Raw genomic sequence first — 26,626 nt, forward strand, 5'->3', positions numbered from 1 at the left:
GGGATCAGGCCCCGTCGCGCGAGGGGATGACCCCGAACTCGCTGAGCATCCACAGGAACGGGTCGGCCACCCGGTAGGGGCGCACCCCTCCGCGCACCCGGTTGCCCTCGTCGGGAACGCCGCCCAGCGCCGACACCCCGAAGTAGCGGGCGTTGCGGTAGTGGTTGCGCACGTGGCCGTCCACACCGCCGCCGTCCCACCGGTGCAGGAGCTGCTGGATCTGGGCGTGCACGTCCTGGCTGTCGGACTCGTCGAAGAACGGCGTGCCCGGCTGGGGCCGGTGCAGCGGCGACCCCTCGTCCAGTTCGCCGTGCAGAGCGTCGATCTTGGTCAGGCACACCGCCATGGGGACCCGGATCAGCCGGTTGGCCGACCCGGGCCGGCTCATCAGCAGGTCGGTGACCCGTCCCAGCATGTCCAGCGGCCGGTTCTCCACCCTGCCCGGCGCGGGCATCCGCGTTCCCGCCGGGACCAGCCGCCGGGCGCCCTCCATCTGGAGCGGGTCCAGCAGCAGGATGATCCCGTCGGCGTTGTTGAGGTAGCGCAGGTTCGCCTCCACGCTCGCCGCGGAGGTCAGGTCCTCCCCGGCGGTGTCGAAGAACGACAGCAGCGTGTGCTGCGGGCGCCCGCCGGACAGCCCCCGGCGTTTGGTGGTGAACCGGAACACCAGCGGTTCGCGGGTCACCCCCGTGCGCCGGGTGGCGCCGAGCAGCCGCGCCTCCTCGTACAGCGGGGTCTCGTAGTCGGAGTGGAAGCGGTACCGGGTGTGGTCGTCCGAGCCGCCCACCGAGGCGTCGAAGCGGGAGCCCACCCGGTTCATCAGCTCGTGGATGAGCACCGTCATGAACACGGTCTTGCCCGCGTCGCGCGCCCCCACCAGGGCGATCATCCGGCTGCGGATGCGGCCGAAGTTCACCGGCAGCTGGGCGTGGCAGGTGGCGCACACCTGCCTGCCGGTGGCCGCCGCGCACTCCGGGCACACCGCCCTGGCGCGCCGCCCGTCGGCCTCGAACACCGGGGGCAGCCTCTCGCGCCGCCCCAGGTGGGCGCGGATCGCGGTGTCCTCCACCGGGGCGCACACCCGTCCGTCGGGTCCGGGACGCCCGGTGCACCGGAAGCGGATGTGCCGTTCGGTGAACCGCGAGTAGCAGTAGGGGCACACCAGGCGGCGGCCGTCCACGGGGATCAGCGAGCGCAGAGCGTCCAGGGTCCTCACCACCTCAGTTCCCGCACCGGGGGCTGGCGCAGCCGGACCCTCCGGTCCTCCTCGTCCGACGGGAAGCACATCAGCCAGCCCTCGCCCGTTCCCCGGGGCGGCCGCACGCGCACCGAGACCCACTCGCCCGCCGCCAGGTGCTGGGCGGGGAAGACGGCCAGCACGAGTCCCTGCGCGGCGGAGTGCGGCTGGACCGGGCCCTCGGCGTACACCACGGAGACCTCGGGCATGTCGCAGTCCTCCTCGGCGAACACGTGGACCAGCCGGTCCCGCCGCAGCAGCCCGGCCGCCTCCACGCGGTAGTCGAGCACCGCACGGCCGGGCACGGTGACGCCCGTCGGGGCGCTCACCGCCTCCCCGCCCTCGAAGGGGACGACGGCGCGCACGTTCACCCGCACCGAGTCCGGGCTCATGGGCGCCTCGAAGCCGCCGTCGCAGGCGTACTGGAGACGGGTGCAGCGCAGCTCGCCGCCGATCCAGGGCTCGGCGCCGGGGGCCTCGGGGCGCCAGGCGACCAGTGCCGCGGCGGCGTCGTCGGGCCAGGTCCATCCCAGGCGGACCGAGGTGTCGAAGCGCTCCGCGTGCAGGTCCCGCACCGGCGGGGCCGCGGTCACCCGCACGGAGGTGCCCACCACCGCCTGGTCGCCCGCCACCGTCACCGCCAGGACGTGGTGGGTGCCCGAGCCCAGGGTCAGCGCCGCGAGGGTCCGGCCGCCGTCCGCGGCCTCCGGCCGGGAATGGCCGTCGCCGACCGGCCTGTCGCCGACCGGCCCGTCGACGTTTCCGGCCGCTTCCGGAGCGTGGTCTCCGGGCCCGGTAGCGCGCCCTCCGCCGTCCGCGGCCCCGGCCGGGGCCGCGGAGCCGGTCTCCGCACCAGGACCCGCGGGCCGGGGCGTGCGGTGCGCGGCGTGGTCTCCGTTGGTCCGGGATCCGGTTCCGGCCGCCGCGGTGGGGCCCAGGATCCGGACACCCTCCCTCTCCCCGCCCGCCGCCGGGGCGACGGGATACGTGTCCGGAACGGTGTGGCCCGCGCGTGGAACGTGCGTTCCACCGTCCTCGACGTCCGCTTCGCCCGTACCGGGGGCCCGGGCACCCTCCTGGTGCCCGTTCTCCGCCGGATCCGGGTACCCGGGACGCGGGACGTGGCCGTGGTCGACCGCTCGTGTCCCGGTGGGGGCCGTGTCGCGGGCCTGCTCCTCCTGGGGGCCGGTCCAGGTCCCGCCCTCCACCGGAGCCGACCGTCCCGGGTGCGGGAGGTGCGCCTCGCCGGCCGTCTGTGCCGCGTGCGCGCCCGTGCTCCGGATCTGGTCGGTCCAGGTGCTGAACCACGTCTCCTTGGCGAAGCCGACGTCCGGAACCCCCTCATGCGCGGTCGGCTCGGTGGGCGCGGTGGGATCCGGCGCACTCCTGGCGTGGCGTCCGCCGCCGCGGGTACCGGATCCGGTCCTCTCGGCGGGGCCGATGACCCGGACGCCCTCCCAGGTGGCCTGCTCCTGGGCCGCCGTCGGGTCGGTGCTCCCCGTGTCCGGGTGCTCTCCGGCCGCCGGTGTCCCGGGCGGGGCCACGGCGTGCTCTCCGTCGCCGCCCCCGGACGTCGCGGCGGGGCCGATGACCCGGACGCCCTCCCTCTCGCCGTCCGACGCCGGCTCCGGGACGCCCAGGGTGCCGGGGTCGTCCAGCGTGTTCGTGGTGTCCATGGGCCCCGGGATTCCTGGGGCGTCGGGGACGCCTGGGGTGTTCGAGGTGCCGGAAGCACCCGGGGTGTTCGGGATGCCAGGGGTGATCGTGGCGTCCGAACCACCAGAGGTGCCCGGGATGCCTGGGCTGTCCGGGGCGCCAGAGGTACCCGGAGTGCTCGTGGCGCTCGGGACGCCTGGGGCGTTCGAGGCACCAGAGGCACCCGGAGCGGGATCTCCCGGCCGCGACCCCGGAGCCCCGAAGGCGTGGGCCTGGCTGTTGCGGACGGCGACCTCGGCCTTGTCGGCGGGGCCGAGAATCCGGACGCCCTCCCTCTCCTCGTGCGTCACGGGACCCGGGACCTCCGCGCGGGCGAAGCCCGTAACGCCTGTGGCCGGAGCAGGGACCGCGTCCCCGGTGCCCGGAGCCGGGGCCGTGCTCCCGGGACCGCCGTTCGAAGTCCCCGTCTCCACCGCGTCGGCGGTGCCCGAAGCCTGGGCGGCGTCCGGGATCCAGGTGGTGCCCGCAGCCCGGTCGGTGTCCGGGACCTGGTGGGTGTTCGTGTCCCACGCGGTGCCCGGGATCCGGGTACCGCTCGAAACCTCGGTCGGGCCCGTGGCCCTCGTAGCCCCAGAGGCCCCGGCAAACCCGGCGGCCCCGGTGGCTCCTCCAGCTCCAACAGGTCCCGTTCCTGGAGCCCTGGCAGCTCTGTCGCCCTCGATGGCCCCACCGATCCCAGTGACACCGGTGTCCCTGACGGTCCCCGCGGACCCGGCGGCTGTGGCACCCCCGGTAATCCCACCGGCCCCCGCGACCCTGTCGGTCCCTACCGTCCCAGTAGTTCCAGCGACCCTGGCGGCTCCTGCGATCTCACCGGTCCCCGCGGTTCCAGTGGCTCCAGCGGTCTCCTCCGCGTCCCCCGTGACCGGGCGCTGCTCCACCTCGCGGCCGTAGGAGTCCAGGTCGTCGGGGCCGACCACCGTGCCCGGAGGCCATTCGGGCGGTTCCGCCCCCACACGCAGCACGACCCGGCCCCGGGGCGGGCTCGTCCACGAGGCCACGAAGTCCGTGCCGCCGTCCGGCCGCACGGACAGGTCCCGTACCGGCGCCGGGCACGGGCCCGGGCTGGCCCGCCGGACGAGTCCCGCCGACCCCCGCGCGTGCCCGTTCGAGGTCACATAGATGGCCCGGATCCGGTAGTGGTACTCCACGTCGGTGCGGACGCCGGTGTCGCGAAACCCCGTCCCGTCCGTCTCCACGCGCACGCCGTCACCCGCCCCGCGCGGCGGGGCGCCCTCGCCGCGCAGCACCTCCACGCGCACGGCCTCCACCGGGGCCTCCCAGGAGCCGGACACCTCCCGCTCACCGGCGCACACCCGAAGCGACGAGACCTCCGGCGCGATCATCACCGGCGGGGTCGACACCGCCTCAGACACCCCGCGGCCTCCGCGCACCGCCACCACGGTGTAGCGCGCCTCCGAGCCCACCGGGGCGCCGGTGTCGGTGATCTCGGTCCCCGACAGCTCGCCCACCGGCACCTCCCGGGCGCTGCCGTCGCGCCCGGTGCGCCGCGTCACCCGGTAGGTGACCGTCCCGGCCAGGCTCGGGCTGGGCTGCCAGGTCACGACCACGCTCCGGCCGTCGACCCGGGCCTCCACCCCGCGCGGCGGCAGCGGTTCGACCTCGCCCAGCCGTGCGGCGAGCACCTCGTCGTCGGCGGCCACGTCCACCGCCGCCGCCAGCGCCCGCGCCGCCTCCTCGCGGTCGCCCGCGCGCAGCGCGCGGTCCGCCTCCCCGGTCAGCTCCTCCACCTGCCGCACCCGCACGCGCAGCCGGGCGTGCAGGTCGTGTTCCTCGGGCAGGTCGGCGGCGGCCTCCTGCGCCTGGCGTAGCTGGTTGTCCACGAGCAGGTCGCGCACGTCCCGCTCCGCCCGGACGACCGGATCGGTGCGAGGCCCGGAGTGCCGCACGGCCGCGGCCAGCAGCATGGCCTCCTCCTCGACCAGCCCACGGTGCACCCAGTGCCGGACCAGCCCGGACTCGGTCAGGGACTCCGGCCGCTCACGCAGGTCGCTGACGATCTCCCACAGCACGAGGGACTCGCGCAGGGCCGAGTCGTCCTCGGCGCGCAGGATCTCCAGCACGTTCTCGGCCGCGGCCCTGCCGTCGGTCGTCGCCTCCAGCCGCACGCGCTGGGCCGCCTCGTCCAGGGCGACCTTGTCCAGGGCGGTGCCGTCCAGGAGCCGGAACCCGTCCAGCACGGTGAACCCGCAGGCCAGGCGCTGCTCCCCGAAGACCACCATGGGGGAGAAGGCCACGCCCCGGACGCGCAGGTTCTCGCGCAGGGCGCGGAAGGCGCGCACGGGCGGTGCGTCCGGCAGTTCGGGCAGCCGGTCCACGACCCGCACGCCGTGGTCGAGCAGGACGCGCTCGGCGTCGGCCTCGGCCACGCCCACCGGGGCGATCATCGACCGGAGGGCGTCCCGGTCCAGCAGGGTGGTGGTCAGGTTCCCGGCGATCCCGGCCCACTCGGCCAGCGCGCGCCGGGCCGTCTCGCAGCGCACCCGGTGGAAGTGGGCATGGGTGAGCGAGCCCTCGCCCTCCATGCGTTCGTGGTCGGCGATCAGGTCGGCCAGCACCTTCTTCAGGGAGCGGCGGCGTCCCTGTAGCGCCCGCCAGTAGGCGCACACCTCCGCGACGTGCTCGGTGAAGGCGGTGGGGTCGGCGCGCAGCCGCCGTTCCAGGCGGGGGCCGATGCCGTAGCGCGTGAACAGGTCCGCCGGGAGCCCTCGGGCACGCGCGGCCACCAGTACCTCGTCCTCGTAACGTGTGCGGTCCTGTGCGTCCCAGGGCATCGTGCGGTGCCGCTCCCCTCGTGTGGGCGTGGTCGTACGGTCCGATGAGGGGGTGGTGGGGGTGCGGGTGGCGGTGTCCGGAGGAGGCGGGCGTGGCGGTGCCGGTCAGCGGGTCGGCCTGTCGGTGATCCGGAGGGGCCAGGTCATCTTCCGGTCGGCACCTCGCGCCGTGGTGGTAATCGCATCGCCCCCGCCTTTCACCGCCGTCGCTTTCGCAGTCAACCGTTCAGGATCACGAGCATACCCACCAGGAGTGCGTTGACGGGGAGAACACGGGACTTTTGACCCTGCGCGTGTCTGTGTCATATTTGCCGGTGTGGCATGGAATTACATGATGTGCGCTGACCAGGTCATATGTTGGGTTTGTCGGGCTTTGTCAGAGTTTTCCCTATGTCCGGGGTAATGCCGTGGAAATGGAGAGGGGCGCCATTACTGCGCCCGGGATCTCCCTCTCCCCGCGCGGTCGGCGGCGGTCCCGTGCGTGCCCGCTGCCGCAGCGAACTCCGGTGTGAGTGGCCACGAATGCGCGGCCGGAAGGCGTGCCGGGTGCCCGGCCGCAGGAGGTTCCACGCCACCCCCGAGGGCGGGCCACCCCCGAGGGCGGGCCACCCGCGCGGGTGGCCCGCCGGGGCCGCCGGACGCTCCGCCCCCGTACACGGGCGTGCGCGCCTCAGAGCCGCACGGACCTGTCGATCCGCGCGGACAGGTCGTCGGCGAGCAACTCGGCATAGGTGCTGGTGATGTGCCCGGCGTCGCGGTAGACCATCACGTTGCCGATCACCGCCGGGCACCCGCCGTCGACACAGAACCGGTCGCTCAGATCGATCCAGTGGACCCTCTCGTCGAGGGAGCGGGCCGCGTCCTCCTGGGGGTCGGCGTCGTCGAACGCGTCCTCCACGGGCCGCTCGCACCGCGACGGGTCATCGATGTGGGTCGCCACGCACTCCACCACGTCCTTGCGTGCGCGCGGGGTGTCGCGCAGCGCGACGATCTCGCCGCTGACCTGCGCCACGTCCTCCCACAGCCGGCTCATGCCCTCGGCCATCTCGGCCCGCTCCTGCTCGGGGGAGGACTCCTCGACAGGTCCGCTGGCCGTGGACGAGCTGGTGAACACCAGCTCCGGCCGCAGCTCGTCCAGCTCATCGACCACCGCGTGGTTCCACTCGCCGCACGCGGTGTAGGGGCCGCCCTCGGGGCCCTTCACCACCGTGTCGGTGAACGCGCACGAGGACTTGGTGTAGACGAATATCCGCCAGCCGCGCTCGGCGGCCATCTTCTCCAGCGCGGGGACCCACTGGGCGCTGTGGGAGTCCCCGACCACCGCCACGTCCGTGTCGGCGCCCTCGGGGCCGTACACGCACGGGTCGCCGGGGTCGGTCTCGGTGCGCGAGGCCTGGCAGTCGTCGTCGTACAGGGTGGGAACGTCGTCCTCGGCGTTGACGGGGGAGGGGTAGATCAGCTCCGTGTCAGGAGCCTGGCCGAGCGCGGCGGGTCCGGTGTGCACCGCCGGGTCGAACGACACCGACCCCTCCCGGTCGACCTGCAGGTACACCGCGCCGCCCACCGCGGCCACCGTCACCACGCCCGCGGTGGCCACGGTCAGGGCCGAACGGCCGCCGCGGACCAGGTTGCGGTCGCGCACCGGGTCCTCCACCCACACCCGGGTGCCCCACGCCAGCAGCACGGACAGGGCCGCGACCGCCACGGCCTCCAGGAGGCCGAGCCGGTCACGTCCGGTCAGCACCAGCGCGAAGACGATCAGCGGCCAGTGCCACAGGTACAGCGAGTACGACAGGTCGCCGATCCACCGGGCCGGGGCGGTGCCCAGCAGCCGGGACGCCGCCAGCCGCCCGTCGGACTGCTCGGCCGCGATCACCGCCGCGCTGCCCAGTACCGGCAGGGCCGCCGCCCAGCCGGGGAAGGGGGTCCCGTCGTCGTAGGCCAGCGCGGAGACCGCGACGGCCGCCAGGCCGGACCAGCCCAGGAGCGGGCGCCAGCGCTCCGGCAGGCTGCCGTGCGCCAGCCCCACCGCGAGCAGGCCGCCCACGGCCAGCTCCCAGGCGCGGGTGAGGGGGAGGAAGTACGCCGAGGCCGGCTCCCGCTGGGTCAGCAGCACCGAGCAGGCCAGGGACAGCACCAGCACCGAGCCCAGGATCACGACGAGCGTGCGGGTCTCGGCGCGCCAGCGGCGCCGGGCCAGGGACCACGCCACGAACAGCAGCGGCCACACCAGGTAGAACTGCTCCTCCACCGACAGCGACCAGAAGTGCTGGACGGGGCCGGGCGGGGTGTCCGAGGCCAGGTAGTCCACCGCCTGGCGGGCCAGGTAGAGGTTCTCCACGTATGCGGCCGAGGCCACCAGCTGCCAGGCGGTGTCGGCCAGACGGGTCACAGGAAGGACGAAGAACGCGACGACGCCGGTGGTCAGCAGCACCGTGGTCGCGGCGGGAAGGAGCCGCCGCACCCGGCGCACGTAGAAACCGCTGATCGACACCCGGCCGTGCTCGCCGGCCTCGCGGTACAGCAAGGACGTGATGAGGAAGCCGGAGATCACGAAGAAGACGTCGACGCCGACGTATCCGCCCGGAAGCAGGGCGGGGTTCAGGTGGTAGACGAGGACGAGCAGGACGGCGACGGCGCGCAGCCCCTGGACCTCGGGACGGAACCGGCGTCCGGTCCGGGCGGGTGCTGTGAACATATGGCTGGCTCCGAGGGCGGACTCGGTCACGGGGCATGACGGAACGGTCTTATGGGGGGATGACCGCATTGTGTGGTGTGTCGGGGACCAGGGGCGACCCCGGGGGCGGTACGGAGTCAGGTGTTCGCCCAACGGGGGTACGGACGACACACTCCCGTGGTCGGATGTTCCCCCGCGGGCGCGCGCGAACCCGTTCGTGGCACGTCCGCTCCGGAACTGGGGCAGACTGTCGGGTGTCCCCCGAAGGAGTCCTCCGGTGTCATGCGGTGTCGAGCGCTACCGCACGGGCCCGGACACGGCCCGGCACGGCCGCGCCGCGAGAGGAGGCACACCGTCACCCCCGTCACCCCGACGCGCCTCGTGGCGGCCGCCACCGTGGTGGCCGTCGTCCCCTGCGTGCTCTACCCCCTGGTCGGTCTCTGGACACTTCTGTGGATCCCGGCCGTGCTGCTCCTGGGAACTCTCCTCCAGCGCTTCGACGGCGCGTTCACCAGGAACGACGATACCTGGGATGATCCGACCTCAAGCCCGGCCTCCGAGACCTCCGGCACGGCCCCGGAGGTTCCCGGCGCCGCGCGCGGCACCCGGGTGCGCCCGACCGCGCTGCCCAGCGCCGTCGAGGACTACGACCTGGTGTTCTCCGCCGTCGTGCACTGGCGGTGGGACGGCCACGTGGACCTGCGCCTGCGCAACCCGGTCGCTCCCGCCGTCCTCGCGGTCGTCACCCGGGCCTCGGAGCTGGCCCGCGGCGTGACCCCCTCGGAGCACGGCGTCGCCGAGTGCGAACTGGCCGCCCGGCTCGCGGTGGAGACCGCGGTCACCGGCGCGGGGATCGTGGTGTGGGCGGAGGAGGTGGGCCTGCGCCTGCCCGAGGAGGACGCCGAGCGGCTGCACCGCGTGGCCGGACTCCGCAAGGACCGCGAACTGCGCGAGGCCGTCCGCGACGCCGAGGAGGAGTCGGAGGAGCTGGAGGGTCTCACGGTCGGACCGGCGGGGCCGGTCCTGCCTCCGCGCCCGGCCCCTGACGGGGAACTCGACCCGCTGGGCGATCCGCTCGGTGAACCGCCGGGCTACGGGGAGGACGAGCCCGCCGTGCCTCCCGGTCCGGGCAGCGACGTGGACGTCGAGGGCTACGAGAGCTACTGGTGGCCCGCCGAGGGCGGCGGACACGAGTCGGCCGAGCGCGACGTGCAGGTAGCGATCCTGCGGAGCCTGATCGACTCCCTCCCGAGCGGGCCGACCCGCACGGAGTTCGCCCGCGACCAGTTGGAGCTCCTGGAGCGGGGCGGTTTCTCCGAGGTGGCGCGGCGCATCCGCGAGGAGTACGCGGAGCTGGACGGCGACGACGCGCTGCCGGGCGCCGGTGGTGCCCAGGCGCCCGAGAGCGGTTCCTGACCACCGCCGATCCGCTCCCCGGCCGTCACCGGCCGATCGCGGCCGTGCCGGTACTGGGGGCACCGGTGCTCCCGCCACCGGTCTCGCCCCCCGCCGACGCCGTCCCCGCCCGCACATCCCCGGCGCCAGGCCCCGGCTGGCGCCCGTATCCTCCCGACGCCCGACCGCGGTGGGACCCGGACCTCAGCCCAGGCGCCCGGTCCGCGGCCCGGCGTCTCCGGCCGGGTCCCCGGGCCGCCGGGCGGAACCGGTGCCGAGGGTCGAGCCGGAACCGTGCTCGGTGACGCGCAGCATGTCCCGGATCTCCTGGAGCAGTGACGCCGGCACCGCCCCGCGCCGCACACCCTCCTCCGCGAGTTCCTCGGCCTCGTTGAGCGTCCGCCACGCCTCCAGGAGGTCGCGGCCGGTCATGATCGCGGCCAGCAGCGTCATCGCCCGCAGTTGACCGGAACGGTGCTGGAGGCCCCGGTATCCGTCGACCGCCACCCTGGCCAGCTCCTCGGCCTCGGACAGCCGGTCGGCCCGTTGCAGCGACTCCGCCGCCATACGGTGCGCGCGGGCGTGCCACCACTTGTCGCCCAGCTCCCGGAAGCCCTCGGCGGCACGCAGCATCTCCTCCTTGCCCCGCTCCCGGTCCTGGGCCATCCGCGCCTGGCCCAGGACCAGACAGGTGCGCCACCGTCCCCATGCGTCACCGATCCGCAGGAACGCCTGCTCCGCGTCCCGCAGCCGGGCGATCTGCTCCGCGTCCTGCCAGGTGTCGCGCAGCCGCGCCCGTCGGCGCAGCGGCCCGCGCGCCGGACCCGTCTCGGCGCAGCGCTCGGCGTACCCCTGTTCTCCGTCGACGAACAGGTCGGCGACCTTGTCCCGCTGCTTCCTCGGCCACTCCGGGTCCCGCGCGGTCAGGCGGCGCCGGTCGCGCTCACGCGCGGGGCTGAACAGCAGTTCGCACTCCCAGGCCTCCCGGTTGAGCCTCTTGGCCGGCAGCTGGCCCAGTGAGCGCAGGTAGCGGGCGTGGTACCAGTCCCCGCCCGGCGACCGGGAGAGCCGCTCCCGCTCGTCGTCCAGCACGAACCAGGCGTTGAGCGTGAACCCGCGCAGCCGCAGCACCTCGCCCTTCTGCAGCCGGACCCTGGTCCACTGCTCGGGGGAGTCCTGTGAGCCCACGAGCAGCTGCTGCGCACGGATGAGCAGCTCGTAGGCCCGTTTCCGGTGTCCCTGGAAGCGGTCGACCTCGGCCAGGTTGCACAGTGCCCGCACCTGCCACCAGCGGTCGCCGTGGTCGGAGAAGATCCGCACGGCCTCCTCGATCTCGGCCCGGCCGTCGTCCAGGTCGCCGCGACGGTACAGGTTCACCCCGATCGCCTTGTGCGCCCGCGCCCTCCACCGCGGGTCCGCCGACTCCAACTGCTCCAGGACGTACAGCGCGGTCAGGGCGCGCTCGTGGCCCGTGTCGTGGTCGCCGTGGCCGCTGGCCACCTCGGCCCGGTCCAGCAGGGCGATCCCGTAGGCGAGCGGCTCACCCATCTCCAGGGCCAGCGCGGTCGCCTGCTGGGTGGCCTCCCTCATCGCGTCCCACCGCGTGCGCCCGGTCCGGCACAGCACGGAGAAGGCCCGGCGCAGCCGCCACCCGTACCCGATGGTGCGCATCCTGAGCCGCTCCTGCCCGGCGGTCCACCCGAGCCGCCGGTCGTCCCCGGTGGTCCGGCGCGGCCGCGTCCACTGGAAGCAGACCTCGAAGCCCCGCCGTTCGGACTCCAGCCACGCCATGGGATCGGTCGGCCCCCGCGACGCGGCCGGATCCGGACCCTCCCATCCCGGCTCTCCCGTGCGTGGCCCCTCCGAGCCCGGCTCCTCCGGGGCAGTGCCGTCCCGGCCGGGAAGGGGGGAGCCGAAACTCCACTCGTGCGGCGCGGCCCGGCGCGCGGCCGCCTCCGCGATCCGGTCGAAGGCGCGCAGCAGCCGCTCCACCGCGAGCCCGAGCTCCTCCCGCGACCAGTCGGGCCGCTCCTCCTCCGGGACGCCGAGCACGCGGGGCCCCGCCGTCAGCAGGGTGTTCCGGACGTGGTCGTGCAACTGGAAACGGTCGAACCCTCCCGCCTCGTACAGGTACGTCACCAGGTACCGGTGGCTCATCCGCAGCAGCAGCGGCTTGGCCTCGTCCTCGGAGATGCCCAGCAGGGCGGCGGCCGACCACGCGGCGAAGGTCGCCAGTCCGGCACCGGCCAGACGGCTCAGCAGCAGCCGCTCCCGCGGCTCGCACTGCTGCAGGCTGAACGCGAGCGACTGGGCGATGGCCTGCGGGCCCGGAACGGTCAGCCGCAGGGCGGGATCGTTCATGTGGCGCATCAGGTCGGCGGCGCCCGGTCCCCGTTCCTGGGTGATCTGTGTGCTCACCAGGCAGAGCGCCAGGGGGAACCCGTGGCAGGCGGAGACGAGGCCGGGCAGCGCGGCGCGGTCGGCCTCCGACAGGGGCCGGGGCGAGCCGCTCACCAGCCTGTCCAGCAGCTCCAGGCCCTCTTCAGGCGGCAGGGGGTCCAGGTGGCGGCGCAGCATGGGCCGTTGCGCGTCGGGGAAGTCGTTGCGGCTGGTGACCAGGACCGCGCACCCCCGTCCGCCGGGCAGCAGCGGCTCCACCTGGGCGTAGTCCTTGGCGTTGTCGAGGACGACGAGCAGCCTGCGCTCCTCGGTCGCGGTCCTCCACAGCCCGGCCAGCTCGTCCAGGGAGGCGCCGTCCGGAGGGCGCCCCCCGACCTCGGTGATCATCTGGGCGAGGACGTCCTCGGGCCTTCGGGGCTCGCGGCGCACCGGGGCGGTCGGACCGGTCCCGTCGGAGCCGTGCCCGGAGGAGGGGCGCGCCTCGGGGGAGGACTCGGGTGCGGCGCCGCCGTAGAGCTCGAACTCCAGCTTGCCGTCGGGGAAGCGGTCGGCCACCTTGTCGACGACCTGGGCGACGAGCTGGCTCTTGCCGGTGCCGCCCTCGCCGGTGAGCGCGACGGCCAGCGGTCCGCGGGCCTTGCGGCGACCGGTCAGCCATACCGGTCGGCTGACCAGGCGGCGCGCACCCCTGCGCGGAAAACGGGCGAACTCGCCCAGTAGCTCCGCCATGAGGCCGGCGTGGCCGGTGAAGTGGTCGATGGGCGGGGGCAGCCGCCGGCGCAGCGCGGGAGCCTCCGCCTGCGAGGAGGAGTGGTCGGGGTTCTCCAGCAGCCATCCCGCGACGGCGACCAGCCCGCCGCCGAGCGCGCTGATCGCCAAGACGGGCAGGCCCTCGTTGCCCGGGAGCAGGTCGGGGAGTCCCTGGAGCACCGCACCCGCGCCCAGGACCACCAGGCCGACGGCGATTCCGATTCGGCGCGGGCGCCACCTGCGGGGGGCCGCGCCCTCGGTCCGGGAGACCTCGCCTGCGCCGTCCACACTCATTCCGACCCTTCCAGGAGACGCCGAATGTCCACGTATGTCGGGCTTGTGCGTTCGTTGCCCGGCAGGGAACCGATCCTCGTCCCGTCGGGAGCCTGGTGTCCAGACGGACAGGTGTCTTCCCCCGCGCGTTCACCCACCCGTGGCCGCCCGGACATCCGGCGTGCACCAGGCGCCGCGCGCCCCCGGGAAACGAAGGGCGGGGGACGGCCCCGTCGGCTCGGTGGCCGCCCGTTCACGGAGTCCGGCCGCCAGCGGTTTTCGAGGGGGACAGGGGGACGGTTCTGTCGTATGCGGTGGGAACACTGGACGCGTGAAGAGCGATGACGACGCGGTGTTCGAGGCCGTACGCGCACGAGTGCTCGCCGGTGAGTACCTGGACCACCGGCTCGGCCCGCCGATCGACGCCGGCGGTGACGTGACCCGGCATCGCGTCGACCAGGAACAGTGGCGGACGGTCTGCTTCAGGGGCACCCCGGAGTACGACACCGCCCTCGCCTCGGGGCGGCTCGACCCGCTGCCGCCGCTCACGCCCGCGCCGGAGGACGCGGTACGCGAGTGCGAGGAGCTCCTCGGCCGCCCCATGTCACCGCTGCTACGGCGCTGCTACCTCGAACTCGGCGACGGGGGCTTCGGCCCCGGCTACGGCCTGCTGCCGCTGCGGAAGCAGGAGAACGGCGCCTCCGTCATCGGCGCCCTCGAACAACAGGCGGAGTGGCCCGGGAGCTGCAGTCGATGGCGGAGTCGCTCCTGTCGCTGTGCGACTGGGGTGCGGCATAGAGTTGCTGGTCGACTGCGGCGACCCGCCCGGTGGGATGTGGGCCATCGACCCCAACACGATGACCGAGGACGATCCGGGCACCATGCTGCTCCCCCGGGAGCTCACCTTCACCGAGTGGATGCGCCGGTGGACCGACGGCACGCTCCGGCGACCGTGAACCGTCCGGCCTCACCAGGGTTCGGCCCGCCGAGCGGCTGAACATCAGCCAGAACAGGGTGTCGAGTGTCGAGCGCGGTGGCATCGGCGGTCAGCGCCGTCGGCCGCCTGGCCCCGGCGCTGCCGGACACGCCTTCACCGTGGGCGCGGATCACCGCCCACCCCTCCGGGCCGGGCGTGCTGGTCCTACACGGCCGCGGTGAGGCGCTGGTCCTGGACGTCGAACACCGCGTCGCAGGCATCGCGCACGTTGTCGTTGTGGGTGGCGACCACCACCGCGCACCCCTCGCGGGCCATCTCCCTCAGGGTGTCGATGACCATGCGCCCGTTTTCGACGGGCTTGGCCCGGGGCGCGTCGAAGACCAGGTGGTAACCCTTGGGGCCCACGGCACCGAACTCGTCGATGGGATGGGTCTCGATGGGGAAGCTGCGGCTGAAGGAGGGGTAGCCCTCCTCAAACCAGTCCGCGTAGCGGGAGTGGGATTCGGGACCGGAGACTGCCAGGTACATGTGGGTCCACGACGAGGGCTCCGCGACGTCGAGGATGACATAGCCGATGACGGCGCCGTGGCGGCAGCACGCGTGCCGCTGTTCCACGGGGGGGTTCTGGGTGGGGGACACCGCAAGCTCGGTCACGTGAGGCGACCGGCTGGCAAGGAAGCTAACAGTGACCGGGCGGACACGACAAACCTCTCCTGCCTGGGGATACGACTGATCTCCGAAGGGGATCGCCGCTCCACCTGGATGTTCGTTCCGAAGCCGGGGGAGGGGCCACATCCGGCCACACCCGGACAGAACCGGCGGAGAAGCCCTGGTGACAGAGGTGGGCCGATGCCCGGCAGGACATTGTCAGTGGCCGTGGGGGACACTGGCCGCATGAGCGGCTCCTCCTCCACCGAAACCGACGCGTCCCCTGCTCCTCCCACCTGGGTGGGTTCGTTCGGCGGCCCGCTGCTGGTGGTTCCCTCCTCCGCGCTGGCCGCATGGGGTGGCTGCACGGAGGAGGGGATGGTCGTCGGGGACTCGGACACCCCCCGACGACTACGACCGGGCCTGCGCGGTGGGCCTGGCGGGGATGGTCCCCGTGGGAGGGAGCGGCGCGCAGGCGCTGGTCCTGGGGGACCTGCCTTCCACGAGTTGCTACCTGCCCGAGCACCGGGTCTTCCTGCGCTGGCTCGCCGCCGACTCCGAGGCCCCTCTGAGGGCCGCGGTCGAGGTGGTCCTGGCGGACCCGGCCACGGAGTGGGAGGAGTGCGGGGTCTGGGTGACGGACGGTTCCGCCGTGCTCATGGACTCCGCCGTGCCGGCAGTCGAACTGGACGTCGAGTACCCCGGCGGCGGGATGCCCGAACAGGCGCCCGTTCCGCTGCCTTCCGGCCGGTGGAGGGTCGGTGCCGTCCAGGCCTGGGCGGACGAGCACACCCGGGTCGGTCTGGTGCGGCTCCTACCCGCCGACTGACACCTGCGGTCGGCCTGAGCGGCCGGTGCCCGAGCGGCCGGTGCTCAGTGAAGTGGCCCCCGGATCGGGTCCCTTCCCGCCCTGTGCGGGGGCAGGAATGCCGCCGCGCGGGCACGTGTTGCCGCGGGCATGCGAGTTATCGGAGTAGACGAGTTCGGAGGCCCCGAGGCTCTGCGGGGCTTCGACGTTCCGGAGCGCCACGCGGGCCCCGGCGAGGTGCGGATCCGCGTGCGCGCGGCGGCGGTCAACCCGACCGACACCCTGGTCCGCAACGGCGGGCGTGCTGACGCACAGCGCGAGTTCCCGCCGCCCTACGTGCCGGGTATGGACGCCGCCGGGGTGCTCGACGAGGTCGGCCCCGAGGTGTCCGGGGACCTGGCCGTCGGCGACCCCGTGATGGCGATCGTCGCGCCGAAGGCCTCGCACGGCGCCTACGGCGAGAGCCTGGTGCTGCCCGCCGACTCGGTGGTCCGGGCCCCGGCCGGCGTCTCGACCGCCGCCGCTTCCACCCTGCCGATGAACGGCCTGACGGCGCGGCGCGCGTTGGACATGTTGAACCTGGAGGCGGGACGGACCCTCGCGGTCACCGGCGCGGCCGGTGTGCTCGGCGGGTACGTGATCCAGCTGGCCAAGGCCGAGGGGCTGCGGGTCGTGGCCGACGCCGCTCCCAAGGACGAGGTGCTGGTCAAGGAACTGGGAGCCGACGTCGTGGTGGCCCGCGGGGACGACGTCGCCCAGCGCGTCCGCGAGGTGGTCCCCGGCGGGGCCGACGCCCTCGTCGACGCCGCGGTGCAGGACGAGCTGGTCCTGGACGCCGTACGCGACGGTGGAGGAATCGCGACCGTCCGCGGCTACACCGGAACCGATCGGGCGCGTGAGCGGGGCGCCTCCTTCCATCCGGTCATGGTCGTGGACTACCTGAGGGAGCGGGACGAACTCGACCGGCTGCGCCGGCAGGTGGAGGAGGGGGTCCTGACCCCGCGTGTGGCGCGGACCCTGCCCGCCGAACAGGCCGCCGAGGCCCATCGCCTGCTGGAAGCGGGCGGAGTACGCGGACGCCTCGTGCTGGAGTTCTGAGCCTTCTCATGAACGGGCGGGGGCCGTGTGCTCCCGCCCCGGTCTGACGGCACCCACGTAGGACCGCGGCCCTCTCCGGGCGGGTTCCGGGGAGGGCCGCGCGAGCGTGGCAGCCCCGACGCGGGCGCCGTATCCGCCTTGTCGTGGGCGGTCCGTACATTCCTCGGTATGAGCTCAGGACTGATGGCCTACAGCGTCGACCTCGACCGCATCTCCCGCGCCGATCCGGCCCTCTACCGGAGCCAGTGCGAACGCCACGGGCGCTTCCTTCCCAACGCCCCCTTCTACCCGGTGAAGTTCTGGTGGTTCGCCGAGGTGGACAAGGCGCTGACGGAACTGGGCGTGGACGCGGTGCGCATGGACGACCTGTGGATGGGCGACGAGGACGGCGAGGAGTGGAGCAGGGAGGGCGTTCGCCGGGCGGCCGAGCAGGCGCGCTCCGTGACCCCTGAACAGGTGGAGGCCCTGGAGGACCATTCCATGCGCGAGTCGGTGCACACGGTCCTGCAGTGGATCCGGGTGGCGGCCGAGCAGGGCCACGGAATCGTCGGCTTCTACCACTGACCGCCAAAGCCCCGGTGCCGTCCCCGCCCGCGTGGAGGAGAAGCCTCGGGTGGGGGCACCGCCGACAGATACGTCGCGCGGCCCTGATGGCCGGTGATCGTAGTCGGCGAGGAGTGATGAACCGTCATGGGTTCAGGCCGATCCGCACCGGTCGCCGCCCTTCTTGGCCCGGTCCCCGCAGCCGGGACCACGGGCGTCGGTGGGGGAGTGCGGAGAGGAACTGCGAGCCGCGGGTGAGAGCCTGAGGCTCACCGGCACCTCGCCACCCCAGCGAGGGACCTGTGGTCCTCGCGGGGACGGGCGGTGCGATCGGGAGAGTCCCCACCGACGCCACGTCCCCGAGGGCACCGGCGGTCTCGCCCCGGTGATCGGCGGGACCTCGATGCCTGTGGATGATCAGCCAACGCCCGTGAACAGCATGATGTTCGCCGCCACATAGATCACGGTCGCCATTCCCAGGCCGAGGAGCATCACCCAGACCGCGGGCTGTTTTCTGACCAGGCGCACTATCGCCCAGACAGTGGCGATCAGCCAGACCACCCATGGCGAGAAGATCATCAGTGGGATGGCCATGTCGACGGCGCCGCCGCAGTCGCTTCCACAACTCGCGGTCGCCATGACCGAGAAAACGCCCCAGAAACTCGTCCCAACGCATACCGGTGGCGCAAGGCAGACAAGGACGATCGTGATCGCCTTGTCCGCGGGCGACCCCTGCCGGTGCTGTGGCGCAGCGCCCAATCGGCCGGGCTGGGGAGTGTTCGAGGGGATCCCAAAGGGGGGCGATTGGGGCATGAGCGCCATCCTGCCATGCCAGGGGATCAACGGCCAGTGTGGTCGGCTCTGGCTTCGTCACTGTTCAACCGCCGAACAGGGTGACTGCTACTCCACCCCCGGCAACGCGAAAGCCCCTGACCATTTTGCGTTTCCGCTGGTCAGGGGCTTAAGCCTCTGGGGTGAGTGACGGGACTTGAACCCGCGACTTCTTGGACCACAACCAAGTGCTCTACCGGCTGAGCTACACCCACCACGTGCGCCTGGCCTCTCGGCCCTGCGTACGTCTCAAGCTTAGCGGACTCGGGGGAGTGCTTCGATCAGTTTTCGGCCGTGCCGTTCCCCGAAGCCTCCTCGCGGGCCTCGGTTCCGGTGCCTCCGGCGGCCACGTCGGCGGCGATGGCGCGGGCCGTGGACGAGCTCGGGCCGGGCGGGGGGACGAAGGCCGCGGCGCGGTAGTAGCGCAGCTCACGGATGCTCTCGGTGATGTCGGCGAGCGCCCGGTGGCCGCCGTTCTTCTCCGGGCTCGCGTAGTACACACGCGGGTACCAGCGGCGCAGCAGCTCCTTGATGGAGGACACGTCCACCATCCGGTAGTGCAGGAACTCGTCGATGCGCTTCATGTCACGTGCCAGGAACGTGCGGTCGGTGGAGATCGAGTTCCCGCACAGCGGGGCCTTGCGCGGCTCGGTCACGTACTGGTGGATGTGCTCCAGGACCATGTCCTCGGCCTCCTGCAGGCTCACACCCTTGTCCAGCTGCTCCAGCAGCCCGGAGGTGGTGTGCATGTCGCGCACGAAGTCGCCCATACGGTCCAGTGCGTCCTGCGGTGGTCTGATCACGACGTCCACACCCTCGTCGAGGATGTTGAGCTCCCCGTCGGTGATCAGACAGGCCACCTCGATGAGCGCGTCGCTCTCGAAGTCCAGGCCCGTCATCTCGCAGTCGATCCACACCAAACTGTCAGTCATACCGGTCAGCTTAGGGGCTTGTGAGAAGCGCCGGGGATGGCGAAGGGGCGGCCGGAACACCGTCCGACCGCCCCTGAGGCGACTGGGTCAGTCCCAGACCCAGTCGTCCGAGACGCCGGGCGGTGCGCCCGCGCCGAGGATCTCGTACATCCAGTCCCACACGTCCCAGAACTGGAGGTAGGCCAGGACCACGGCGACGAGCACGATCAGGAAGAGGAGGAAGCATCCGCAGCCACAGCCGCGCTTCTTCTTCCTGGGCTGCTGCGGGGGCCGCTGCTGGTAGGGATACGCGCCCGGGGGCTGTCCCGGACCCGGCTGTCCCGGACCCGGCTGGCCCCACTGGGGCCGCTGGGGGCCACCGGGGTAACCGCCCATCGGCGGCCGCCCTCCGGGACCGCCCGGGCCGCCGGCCATCGGGCCGGGGGTCGGCGGGAACCCCGGAGGCGGACCGGAACGGCCCATTCCCTGTGGCGGCTGTCCAGGGGGACCCGGCGGCGGACCCTGCGGCGGCCGTCCCGGTGCGTTCGGGTGGCCTCCCTGCGGCGGGGGCGGGTACCCGGGAGGCGGGTAACCGCCCTGCTGGGGCTGGGGGTACGGGTGGTGGCCCGGCTGGGGGCCCGACGGCGGCTGCGGCGGACCGGCCTGCCTCTGGGGCGAGAACATGCCCGGCTGCGGCCCGGACGGGGGAGTGGCCGGGGCGGAGTACCCGTACTGGGGACCGGAGGGCTGAGCACCGGGGTGCTGGGCCTGCTCCGCCCCCGAGGACTGGGCGCCGGGAGGCTGCTGGGCGGGCGTCTGGGCGCCGGAGGCCGGCCGGCCGGGGGTCTGCGCCCCCGGGGTCTGCTGCTGTCCGGGAGCCTCCGGGGCGGAGGACTGCCGCGGCGGGGGCCACGGGGCGCCCGGCTGCGCACCACCCGGTGCGTCGGCGGGGGCGCCCGCGCCCGGGGCCTGCCCGGACGGGTTCCCGGCCTGCTCCTCGGCCTGGCGGCGGGCCTCCTCCTCGCGCTGCTCGGCGGCCTCCTCCTCGGCCTTGCGGCGCTGTTCCTTGCGCTCCTCGGACAGGTCGGCCCACCCCTCCTTGAGGCTGCCGAGGAACTTGTTGAACTTGCCGCCCCTCTTGCCGTCCTCCTCACCGGCGCCGCCCGAGAACGCCGGGTCGTTGGGGTCGAACACGGCGGTTCCGGAGGTCTCGCCCCCGGAGGGGGTGAACACCGCGGTGCGCGGCGCGTCACCGACGGACCCGGGATCGAACACGGCCGTACGCGGAACGTCCTCGCCGCCACCACCGCCGCCGGTCAGGTCCGACGTGGGGATCTCGTCGTCGGTGAGGTCCGCGGTGGGCAGCTCGTCATCGTCGCGCCCGGGCAGGTCGGAGGGACCGACCCTCATGGTCGCGCCCGTGCCGCCGTCGTCGGCGGCCGGTCCCCGGTCGCCGACGCGGCCCGGGACGTCGGCCGGATCGACCGGCACGGTGGAGTCCGTGCCGCCCAGGTCGGCGGTGGGCCTCTCCGCGTCGGTCCCGCCCTGGGTCCAGGAGGGATCGACGCGCATGGTGCTGGGCTCGTCGTCGATCGGCGCGGGGGCCGCCGGGGGAGCGGGGGTCTGGGGAGCGGGGGAGGAAGTCTGTGCCCATGACGGGTTGATCCGCATGGTGCTGGGTTCGTCATCGATGGGGGCGGGAGCCTGGGGGGCCGCTGGGGCGGAGTCCTGCTGGGGGGAGCCCTGCGCCGGGGAGGGGCTGATACGTATCGTGCTGGGCTCGTCGTCCACGGGGGCGGCGGGGCCGTCGGTCCCGTCCCGGGCCCAGGAGGGGTCGATGCGCATGGTGCTGGGCTCGTCGTCGATCGGCGCGGGGGTCGTGGAGGGGCCCAGCCGCACTGTTCCGGGGTCCTCCTCCTCATCGGAGGGGGAGTCCCTCGATCCGGAACCGCCCAGGTAGGTGGTGGCGGGCTCCTCGTCGTCGGAGCCGGTGGCACCTCCCTGGAGTTCGCTCAGGGAACGGGTATGCCGCGTCCACTCGTCACCGTTCCACCATCTGAGCGTCTGCGCGTCGCCCTGCGGGTCCGCGTACCAACCCGGCTCGATAGATCCACCCATGGGCGACAGACTAAGGGGTTGTGGACCGATGAAGAACCAGTGGTATCCCGTTCTTCCTGTTCATGGGGGTTAGGTGCTTTTTTCTCCTTCCGTCCCGTGTTCACGTGGTCGCCGAACGTCGTGCCTCCGGGCGGGGACGCGGAGTACGGGGTGTCCCCTCCACGGGCGGGCTCGCGGCCAGCAGGCGCGCGGTGTCCAGCCTTCCCGGTCCCTTGGCGGAGGAGCCCGGCACCTGGTCGTGGCCGAAGTGGCCGCCCCGGGCCCATCGGCGGGCCGCCTCCCCGGCCTTGGCCCCCTCCCTCCCCGGAGGGCCCGCGGGCCAGTCCCGTGCCACCTCCCACGAGTCCAGCCACGCCAGGATCGGGGTCAGACCGCGCATCGGGCCGTCGGTGAAGGGTGCCTCCCGAAAGGCGATCGCCGCCACCACCAGGCACACTCTTCCCTCGTGCCCGTGGTCGAGGTGCAGCCCGTGCTGGTCGGTGCCGCCCAGCGCCAGCCGGCCGCGGCGGGTCGCCGCCAGGGTCTGGACCACCTCACCGGTCAACGGGTTCCACACCAGGTGCGCCGCACGCCCCTCGTCCACCATCCGCCGCGCCTCCTCGTGCGCGGACCATGCCTCGGGATCCGACTCCGTCACGGTCCACACGGCGCGCGGGGCGCCGATTCCGGGAGGTGTCCGGACGGATCCGCCGTCGAGCCTCTCGGTGCCGGGCATCCATGCCTCCGCCATGGCCTTCCCCAATCCCGTCGTCGTGTGCCGGGTCCGGCGTGCGGGGGAGGCCCGGACGGGCAGGTCCCCTTCCCCTCCGTTCCCCTCCCGACCCCCGAACGCGCGGCGTCCCGGAGGGAGCGGCCGCCGTGGGGACGGGCCCCGGCTCCTTTCTGAGTACGTCAACACGGGGAAGAAGTCCATAGCCCCTCCGGGGAAGGACAGGGACTTGTCACTTCCAGGGCGTGTTCGGTACTCCGCGGCGCGAGGGCGCCGTGCGCGCGCCGCGGGGGGGAGGGGGAGCGCAGTGGGAGGGAGCGTGCCGGCCCCGGACACGGGTCCGGGCCGCGGCGTCGCACGCCGCGGCCCGGATGTGGCCGGAGGAGGGGGCCTACTCGGTCTCGTTCTCCGAGATCCGCAGGGAGAACGCCTTGAGGAAGATCTCACCGATCTCGGTGGGGTCCTCCGTCATGTACGCGGCGCCGCCGGTGGCCGCGGCGATCTGCTGGAGCGGCTCCAGGTGCTTCACGTCCGGTCCGAACGCGATCGTGATGATCGGGATCGGCCGGGACGGGTCCGAGATCGCGTTGATCTCGGACAGCAGCTTGTCCAGCTTCAGGCCGCCGGGGTTGTCGTTGTCCCCGTCGGTGAGCATGAGGACGACGTTGGTCCGGTCCGGCTTGTAGGTGTCCGCCATCTCCTGGTACGCGGCCAGGTAGGTGTCGTACAGCGCCGTGTCACCCTGCGGCATCGGTTCGAGCGAGCTCAGGCTGTGCGCCATGGCGTCCCGGTGCAGGGTGCCGTCCTCGGTGGTCGCCTGCAGCTCGCGGATCGGGGCGGTCTCCTGGTAGTGCAGGTCGCCGTTGACGTTGGTGGAGAACTCCCACAGGCCCAGCTCCGAGGTGTCGGTGAACATCTTCAGCCCCTCCGTGGCCGCGGCGCTGGTCACCTGCATGCGGGTCATCCCGGTTCCGGGCACCTCGGCCAGCATGGACCCGGAGACGTCCACGATCGTGAGCACCCGGGAGTCCATCTCAAGCTGGTTCCAGGAGCGGATCAGGTCGGTGATCGCACCGTCGGAGGGCGTGGCCAGCTCGGGGGGCGGCTCCTTCATGAAGCCGACGTCCTCGGTGAGCACGGACGTGTCGATCTCGCCCTCGGGACCGCGGAAGCCCTGTTCGAGGATGCGGGTCCGGGCCTCGTCGCTGCGCACCTCCGTGCGGAACTCCTCGGCGGCGCGGGTGACGTCGCCTTCCTCGCTGCGCACGATGTACGGGTAGTCGAGGTAGTAGGTCTCGCCCTTCACGTAACCGGCCTGGGCGCCGGCCTCCTCGTGCGTGGAGTTGTAGCGCCACAGGGCCTGCTCCGACATCACCATCACGGGCGGGGCCTCGGCGCCGCCTCCGCTGAAGGCGAGGAAGGCGGACTCCTCGTCGGGGGAGGTGCCCTTGTGCAGGGCCTGCAGCGCGGCGGTCATGCGCGTGTTGAAGGCCTCGGTGTCGGGGCTGCTCTCCTCCAGCACGCCCTGCACCAGGTAGAGGGTGCCCAGACCGGTGGAGTTGCGCGCGGGGTCGGCGACGCGGACCGTGCTGGTGGCCCCCTCCCCGGGCGCGGAGGTGGGGATGACGTCCGTCCAGGCGCGGGGCTCGCCGCTCTCCTCGGCGTGCTCGGCGAGCTCGGCCAGGATCAGCGGCGAGCGGGCCACGGAGGTCCCCGTCTCGGTGATGACGGCGTCGCCCGCCTGGCTCTTCACCAGGCTCGGCCACATCGAGGAGTCCGGGATCCACACGTCGGACTCGGTGTCGCCCATGGTGGCGCCGGCGCCGGTGATACCGAAGGCGACGTTGGCGGAGTCGACCTGGCGCACCTCCGCGTGCACGCAGCGCCCGTCCACCTGGTGCTCCTCGGCGTTGAAGTCCGAGGCGATGGAGTCCAGGGCGGGGGCCAGTTCGGGGCTGACCGCGACGTCCAGCGTGATGTCGGAGCCGCCGCAGCCGTCGGACTGGCCGAACATGTAGACACCCGCAACGGTCAGGCCGAGCACGATCACCAGTGCCGCGGCCAGGGCGGCGAAGGCGCCACCGCGGCCGCGGCGGCGCCTGGCGCGGCTGGAGGGTTCTTCTGCGTATCTTCCGCGGTGACGTCCCACAGCTTTCCTCACGGGGTGGTGTACGGACACGTGTCGTACAGGGGGGATGTGTTGGTACGGGGGTGGCGGTACGGGAGGGCCGCACGCACCGATCCGGCTGACGGATCGACCACACGTGTGTTCCTGGTGGGAAACGGTACTCAACGGTTCAGGTGGAGAAAATATCGGTCGAACCGGTCGCACGGTGGTGGGTCCGGGGTGCCCATGTGTCAAACCTGAGCACAGGGCCGGTTACCTCGGGAAGTTCGGTTGGTTCCGTCCGTCTCTGCTTTTCGGAAGCGGTCCGGCCGAAATTCGATTCCGATATCCAATCGAGACCGCTTCGGGGCAATCGGACGGCTTTCGTCCCAGTCGGCCGTGGTCCGGTCCATGCCGGGGGGTGGACCGAAACGGCTTGTGCGTGGGCAACCGTACTCCCACCCGTCACCCTCCCCCACCCTCAACGGAGAGCCTGACAGCGATGATCTTGCTCCCGGTGACACTCTCACCCGCCGACAGTGCCACCGGGAGCAAGATCATCCGGTTTCCGGGCGCCGCCTAGCTGTCGCAGTCGGGCACGCACAGCCGCCGCGAGATCGAGCTGAGGAAGATGTCGCCGATCTCGTTGGAGTCCTCGGTCACGAACAGCGATCCACTGGTGGCCTCCGCGATCTGGCGCAGCTCGTCCTCCTCGGCCTGGGAGCCGAAGGCGATGATGAACGTGCTGACCGGGCGCTCGGGGTCGAAGCGGTCCTGTAGCGCCGCCACCAGCTCCTCGTGGGAGATGTCGCTGGAGCCCTCGTCCTGTCCCGCGGTGAGCAGGATGACGCTGTTGATCTTGTCCTCGTGGTAGTGGTCCGCCACCTCGTCGTAGGCGGCCAGGATGTTGTCGTACAGGCGCGAACCGCCGCCTTGTACCCCGATCTCCTCGGCCACGCCGATGAGCTCCTGTCGGCGGGTGGCCTCACCGTCCTCGTCGGACGTGCCCAGCCGGTGCATGTCCGCGGCCTCCTCGCGGCCGCTCTCGCCGTACTCGTCCGACATCAGCCACAGGCCCATGTCCGTCTTGTCGGGGAACAGCGACAGGCCCATGAGCGCCGCCTGCCGGGCGACCTCCATCCGGCTCTGCTCCCCGTCGAGGGCCTCCGCCATGTTCTCGGAGGTGTCGGCGAGCACCAGGGTGCGGCTGGGCATCGACAGCCTGTTCCAGTCGGTGACCGACGCCAGCAGGGCGTCCCCCGTCAGGTCGTCGTGGGCGGGCGGCGCCTCGGCGGTCAGGCCGGGCTGGTCGGCCAGGGCCGGCGACGCGGTGCCGTCGGGATCGCGGAACCCGAGTTCCCGCAGGTGCGAGCGGTAGGAGTCCTGGTCCAGCACCTCGTACAGGTCGGCGGCGGCCGACCGCAGGGAGGACACGTCCGTGGTGGTGACGTAGGGGTAGTCGAGGCTGACGGTGCCCTCCACGGGGTAGTGGGCCTGGAGCGGGGGTGCGGTCGGGGCGCGGCTGGCGTTGTAGGACACCACCGCCTGCTCGGGGACGACGATCACCGGGTCGACACGCTCCTCGACGGCGGCCGACCCGGTGTAGAAGGTGTTGAGGTCGATCTCGCCGAACGCGCTGTCGCGCTGCACGTCGCGTACGAAGTCGGTCATGGCGGTGTCGGCGTCGTCGCCGCTGCCCAGGTGGCGCCGGACGGCGTGCATGACGGTCATGCCGTCGACACCGCGGTTGGGGTCGACCATGACCAGCGGCCGGTCGGGGCTCCGCTCGCCGGGCAGGACCAGCGTCCAACTGGTGTCGTCGGGAGCGGGCATGCCCTCCGTGTCCTCCGGGGCGGCCAGGACCACCGGCGAGCTGGCCAGGGACGGCGGGTCGGTGTCGATGCCGTGCATGCCGCCCTCCGACACGCGGGTCAGCTCGACCCAGGCCGAGGACTCGGGAACCCACACGTGCGGTGCGATGGTGGAGTCCCCGGAGCGGCCGCCGGACAGGGTCGTCATGATCCGGTGCGGTGCGATCTCGTCCACCTGCGCGTACACGCACTCGCCGTCGTAGCTGGGACGGTCGTCGTTGAACTCCGTGGCGGCCTCGCGCAGCACGGGCGCCATGCTCTGGGTCGCCGACACGCGCAGGTAGCGGGTCTCGCCACAGCCGAGCACGTCCAGACCGACCGGGACCGCGACCGCGGTGACGGTGACGAGCGCGACGACGATCGCGGTGACCCCCAGCGGTGACCCGAGAAGTCTGCGGGTGGTCGAGGTGGTCGGTGAGGCGAGTCGGTGGCGTCCACTGGACACGGGCACTCCGGGGGCGTATCTGTGTCCGGCTTCCGTCCGGTGGCCGCCCGGAAGCCGGTCGTGCGAGGGCGGCTGCGAGGGTGATGTCCCGCACACGCGGTAGGAGGACGAGAACCGTCACACGCCCCGCGGCGTCCCACGGTGTGGAGGCGAACGACCCCATCATGGGGCGCGGACGATTCCTTTCCAGGACCTTACTCGTTGGTAATGCGCAAGTGGAAGAGCGGTCCCCGCTCCCCGGAGCGCTTCCCGACGGCTTGAGCGAGGTGACCGCTTTGTTACCGTGCACAGCAGGGAGCACCTGGGGCTCCCCGCTAGGCTGTTTTCCCCGCGTCCACACCCGGCCCTTCCCCCTCA

General features: G+C 72.9%; 15 protein-coding genes, 1 tRNA gene and 1 pseudogene. 5 read left to right on the forward strand and 12 right to left on the reverse strand.

Features of this window, described 5'->3' with window-relative positions; genetic code table 11:
• Window positions 1-4: 4 nt before the first annotated feature.
• The 3 genes from NOSIN_RS02815 to NOSIN_RS02825 form a co-directional block, all read right to left on the reverse strand.
• Complete coding sequence (locus NOSIN_RS02815; protein ID WP_236743287.1) at window positions 5-1,216, reverse strand: TRAFAC clade GTPase domain-containing protein; 1,212 nt, start codon at window positions 1,214-1,216, stop codon at window positions 5-7.
• Window positions 1,213-5,748 (reverse strand): hypothetical protein, encoded by a 4,536-nt coding sequence (locus NOSIN_RS02820; protein WP_077689228.1) that lies wholly within the window; start codon window positions 5,746-5,748, stop codon window positions 1,213-1,215. The genes NOSIN_RS02815 and NOSIN_RS02820 overlap by 4 nt, the downstream gene beginning before the upstream one ends.
• Window positions 5,749-6,418: 670 nt before the next feature.
• The gene (locus tag NOSIN_RS02825) at window positions 6,419-8,446 is read right to left on the reverse strand and encodes an acyltransferase family protein (protein WP_077689229.1); all 2,028 of its coding nucleotides are present in this window, start codon (window positions 8,444-8,446) and stop codon (window positions 6,419-6,421) included.
• 261 nt (window positions 8,447-8,707) lie between these two features.
• Here NOSIN_RS02825 and NOSIN_RS02830 point away from each other — a divergent pair, with 261 nt between their 5' ends.
• On the forward strand, window positions 8,708-9,841 hold the full coding sequence (locus tag NOSIN_RS02830) for a hypothetical protein (RefSeq protein ID WP_227014256.1): 1,134 nt from the start codon (window positions 8,708-8,710) through the stop codon (window positions 9,839-9,841).
• A gap of 183 nt (window positions 9,842-10,024) precedes the next feature.
• Here the strand turns inward: NOSIN_RS02830 and NOSIN_RS02835 are convergent, their stop codons facing one another.
• Window positions 10,025-13,264, reverse strand: a complete 3,240-nt coding sequence (locus NOSIN_RS02835) for an NB-ARC domain-containing protein (protein WP_077689231.1) — start codon at window positions 13,262-13,264, stop codon at window positions 10,025-10,027.
• A gap of 779 nt (window positions 13,265-14,043) precedes the next feature.
• Between NOSIN_RS02835 and NOSIN_RS27100 the strand changes: the two genes are divergently transcribed.
• Entirely contained in the window at window positions 14,044-14,199 is a 156-nt protein-coding gene (locus NOSIN_RS27100) for a hypothetical protein (RefSeq protein WP_170293619.1), read from the forward strand.
• A gap of 185 nt (window positions 14,200-14,384) precedes the next feature.
• On the opposite strand, the pseudogene NOSIN_RS02840 reads toward NOSIN_RS27100, so the two are convergent.
• Window positions 14,385-14,531, reverse strand: a pseudogene (locus NOSIN_RS02840) (ATP-binding cassette domain-containing protein); the annotation flags it as partial.
• A 751-nt stretch (window positions 14,532-15,282) separates the two neighbouring features.
• On the opposite strand from NOSIN_RS02840, the gene NOSIN_RS02850 reads away from it, so the two are divergent.
• From NOSIN_RS02850 to NOSIN_RS02860, 3 genes are all read left to right on the forward strand, one after another.
• The gene (locus NOSIN_RS02850) at window positions 15,283-15,657 is read left to right on the forward strand and encodes an Imm21 family immunity protein (protein WP_330359712.1); all 375 of its coding nucleotides are present in this window, start codon (window positions 15,283-15,285) and stop codon (window positions 15,655-15,657) included.
• Between the two features lie 129 nt (window positions 15,658-15,786).
• On the forward strand, window positions 15,787-16,734 hold the full coding sequence (locus NOSIN_RS02855) for an NADP-dependent oxidoreductase (RefSeq protein WP_077689232.1): 948 nt from the start codon (window positions 15,787-15,789) through the stop codon (window positions 16,732-16,734).
• A gap of 168 nt (window positions 16,735-16,902) precedes the next feature.
• Window positions 16,903-17,298, forward strand: a complete 396-nt coding sequence (locus NOSIN_RS02860; protein ID WP_227014255.1) for a DUF7691 family protein — start codon at window positions 16,903-16,905, stop codon at window positions 17,296-17,298.
• Between the two features lie 396 nt (window positions 17,299-17,694).
• On the opposite strand, the gene NOSIN_RS27595 is transcribed toward NOSIN_RS02860, so the two are convergent.
• From NOSIN_RS27595 to NOSIN_RS02905, 7 genes are all read right to left on the reverse strand, one after another.
• Window positions 17,695-17,871, reverse strand: a complete 177-nt coding sequence (locus NOSIN_RS27595) for a hypothetical protein (protein ID WP_227014254.1) — start codon at window positions 17,869-17,871, stop codon at window positions 17,695-17,697.
• Between the two features lie 376 nt (window positions 17,872-18,247).
• Window positions 18,248-18,323, reverse strand: a tRNA-His gene (locus NOSIN_RS02870).
• Window positions 18,324-18,389: 66 nt separating this feature from the next.
• Complete coding sequence (gene orn, locus NOSIN_RS02875; protein WP_077689234.1) at window positions 18,390-19,040, reverse strand: oligoribonuclease; 651 nt, start codon at window positions 19,038-19,040, stop codon at window positions 18,390-18,392.
• 87 nt (window positions 19,041-19,127) lie between these two features.
• Entirely contained in the window at window positions 19,128-21,137 is a 2,010-nt protein-coding gene (locus NOSIN_RS27600) for a hypothetical protein (RefSeq protein ID WP_227014253.1), read from the reverse strand.
• Between the two features lie 100 nt (window positions 21,138-21,237).
• Window positions 21,238-21,867, reverse strand: coding sequence for a hypothetical protein (locus NOSIN_RS02895; RefSeq protein ID WP_077689237.1), 630 nt, complete (start codon window positions 21,865-21,867; stop codon window positions 21,238-21,240).
• 370 nt (window positions 21,868-22,237) lie between these two features.
• A complete protein-coding gene (locus NOSIN_RS02900; RefSeq protein WP_077689238.1) occupies window positions 22,238-23,995 on the reverse strand; it encodes a substrate-binding domain-containing protein in 1,758 nt (585 codons plus the stop codon).
• Window positions 23,996-24,532: 537 nt separating this feature from the next.
• A complete protein-coding gene (locus tag NOSIN_RS02905; RefSeq protein WP_077693375.1) occupies window positions 24,533-26,269 on the reverse strand; it encodes a substrate-binding domain-containing protein in 1,737 nt (578 codons plus the stop codon).
• Between the last annotated feature and the right edge of the window lie 357 nt (window positions 26,270-26,626).

This window comes from Nocardiopsis sinuspersici, from assembly GCF_001998325.1.
In the GTDB taxonomy this organism is placed as follows: Bacteria; Actinomycetota; Actinomycetes; order Streptosporangiales; family Streptosporangiaceae; genus Nocardiopsis; species Nocardiopsis sinuspersici.

Excerpts from the sequence above, each read along its gene's own strand:
- NOSIN_RS02820 (WP_077689228.1), bottom strand. The coding sequence starts at position 5,748 with ATGCCCTGGGACGCACAGGACCGCACACGTTACGAGGACGAGGTACTG.
- NOSIN_RS02825 (WP_077689229.1), bottom strand. The coding sequence starts at position 8,446 with ATGTTCACAGCACCCGCCCGGACCGGACGCCGGTTCCGTCCCGAGGTC.
- NOSIN_RS02830 (WP_227014256.1), top strand. The coding sequence starts at position 8,708 with ATGCGGTGTCGAGCGCTACCGCACGGGCCCGGACACGGCCCGGCACGG.
- NOSIN_RS02835 (WP_077689231.1), bottom strand. The coding sequence starts at position 13,264 with ATGAGTGTGGACGGCGCAGGCGAGGTCTCCCGGACCGAGGGCGCGGCC.
- NOSIN_RS02855 (WP_077689232.1), top strand. The coding sequence starts at position 15,787 with ATGCGAGTTATCGGAGTAGACGAGTTCGGAGGCCCCGAGGCTCTGCGG.
- NOSIN_RS02860 (WP_227014255.1), top strand. The coding sequence starts at position 16,903 with ATGAGCTCAGGACTGATGGCCTACAGCGTCGACCTCGACCGCATCTCC.
- NOSIN_RS27595 (WP_227014254.1), bottom strand. The coding sequence starts at position 17,871 with ATGGCCATCCCACTGATGATCTTCTCGCCATGGGTGGTCTGGCTGATC.
- orn (WP_077689234.1), bottom strand. The coding sequence starts at position 19,040 with ATGACTGACAGTTTGGTGTGGATCGACTGCGAGATGACGGGCCTGGAC.
- NOSIN_RS27600 (WP_227014253.1), bottom strand. The coding sequence starts at position 21,137 with ATGGGTGGATCTATCGAGCCGGGTTGGTACGCGGACCCGCAGGGCGAC.
- NOSIN_RS02895 (WP_077689237.1), bottom strand. The coding sequence starts at position 21,867 with ATGGCGGAGGCATGGATGCCCGGCACCGAGAGGCTCGACGGCGGATCC.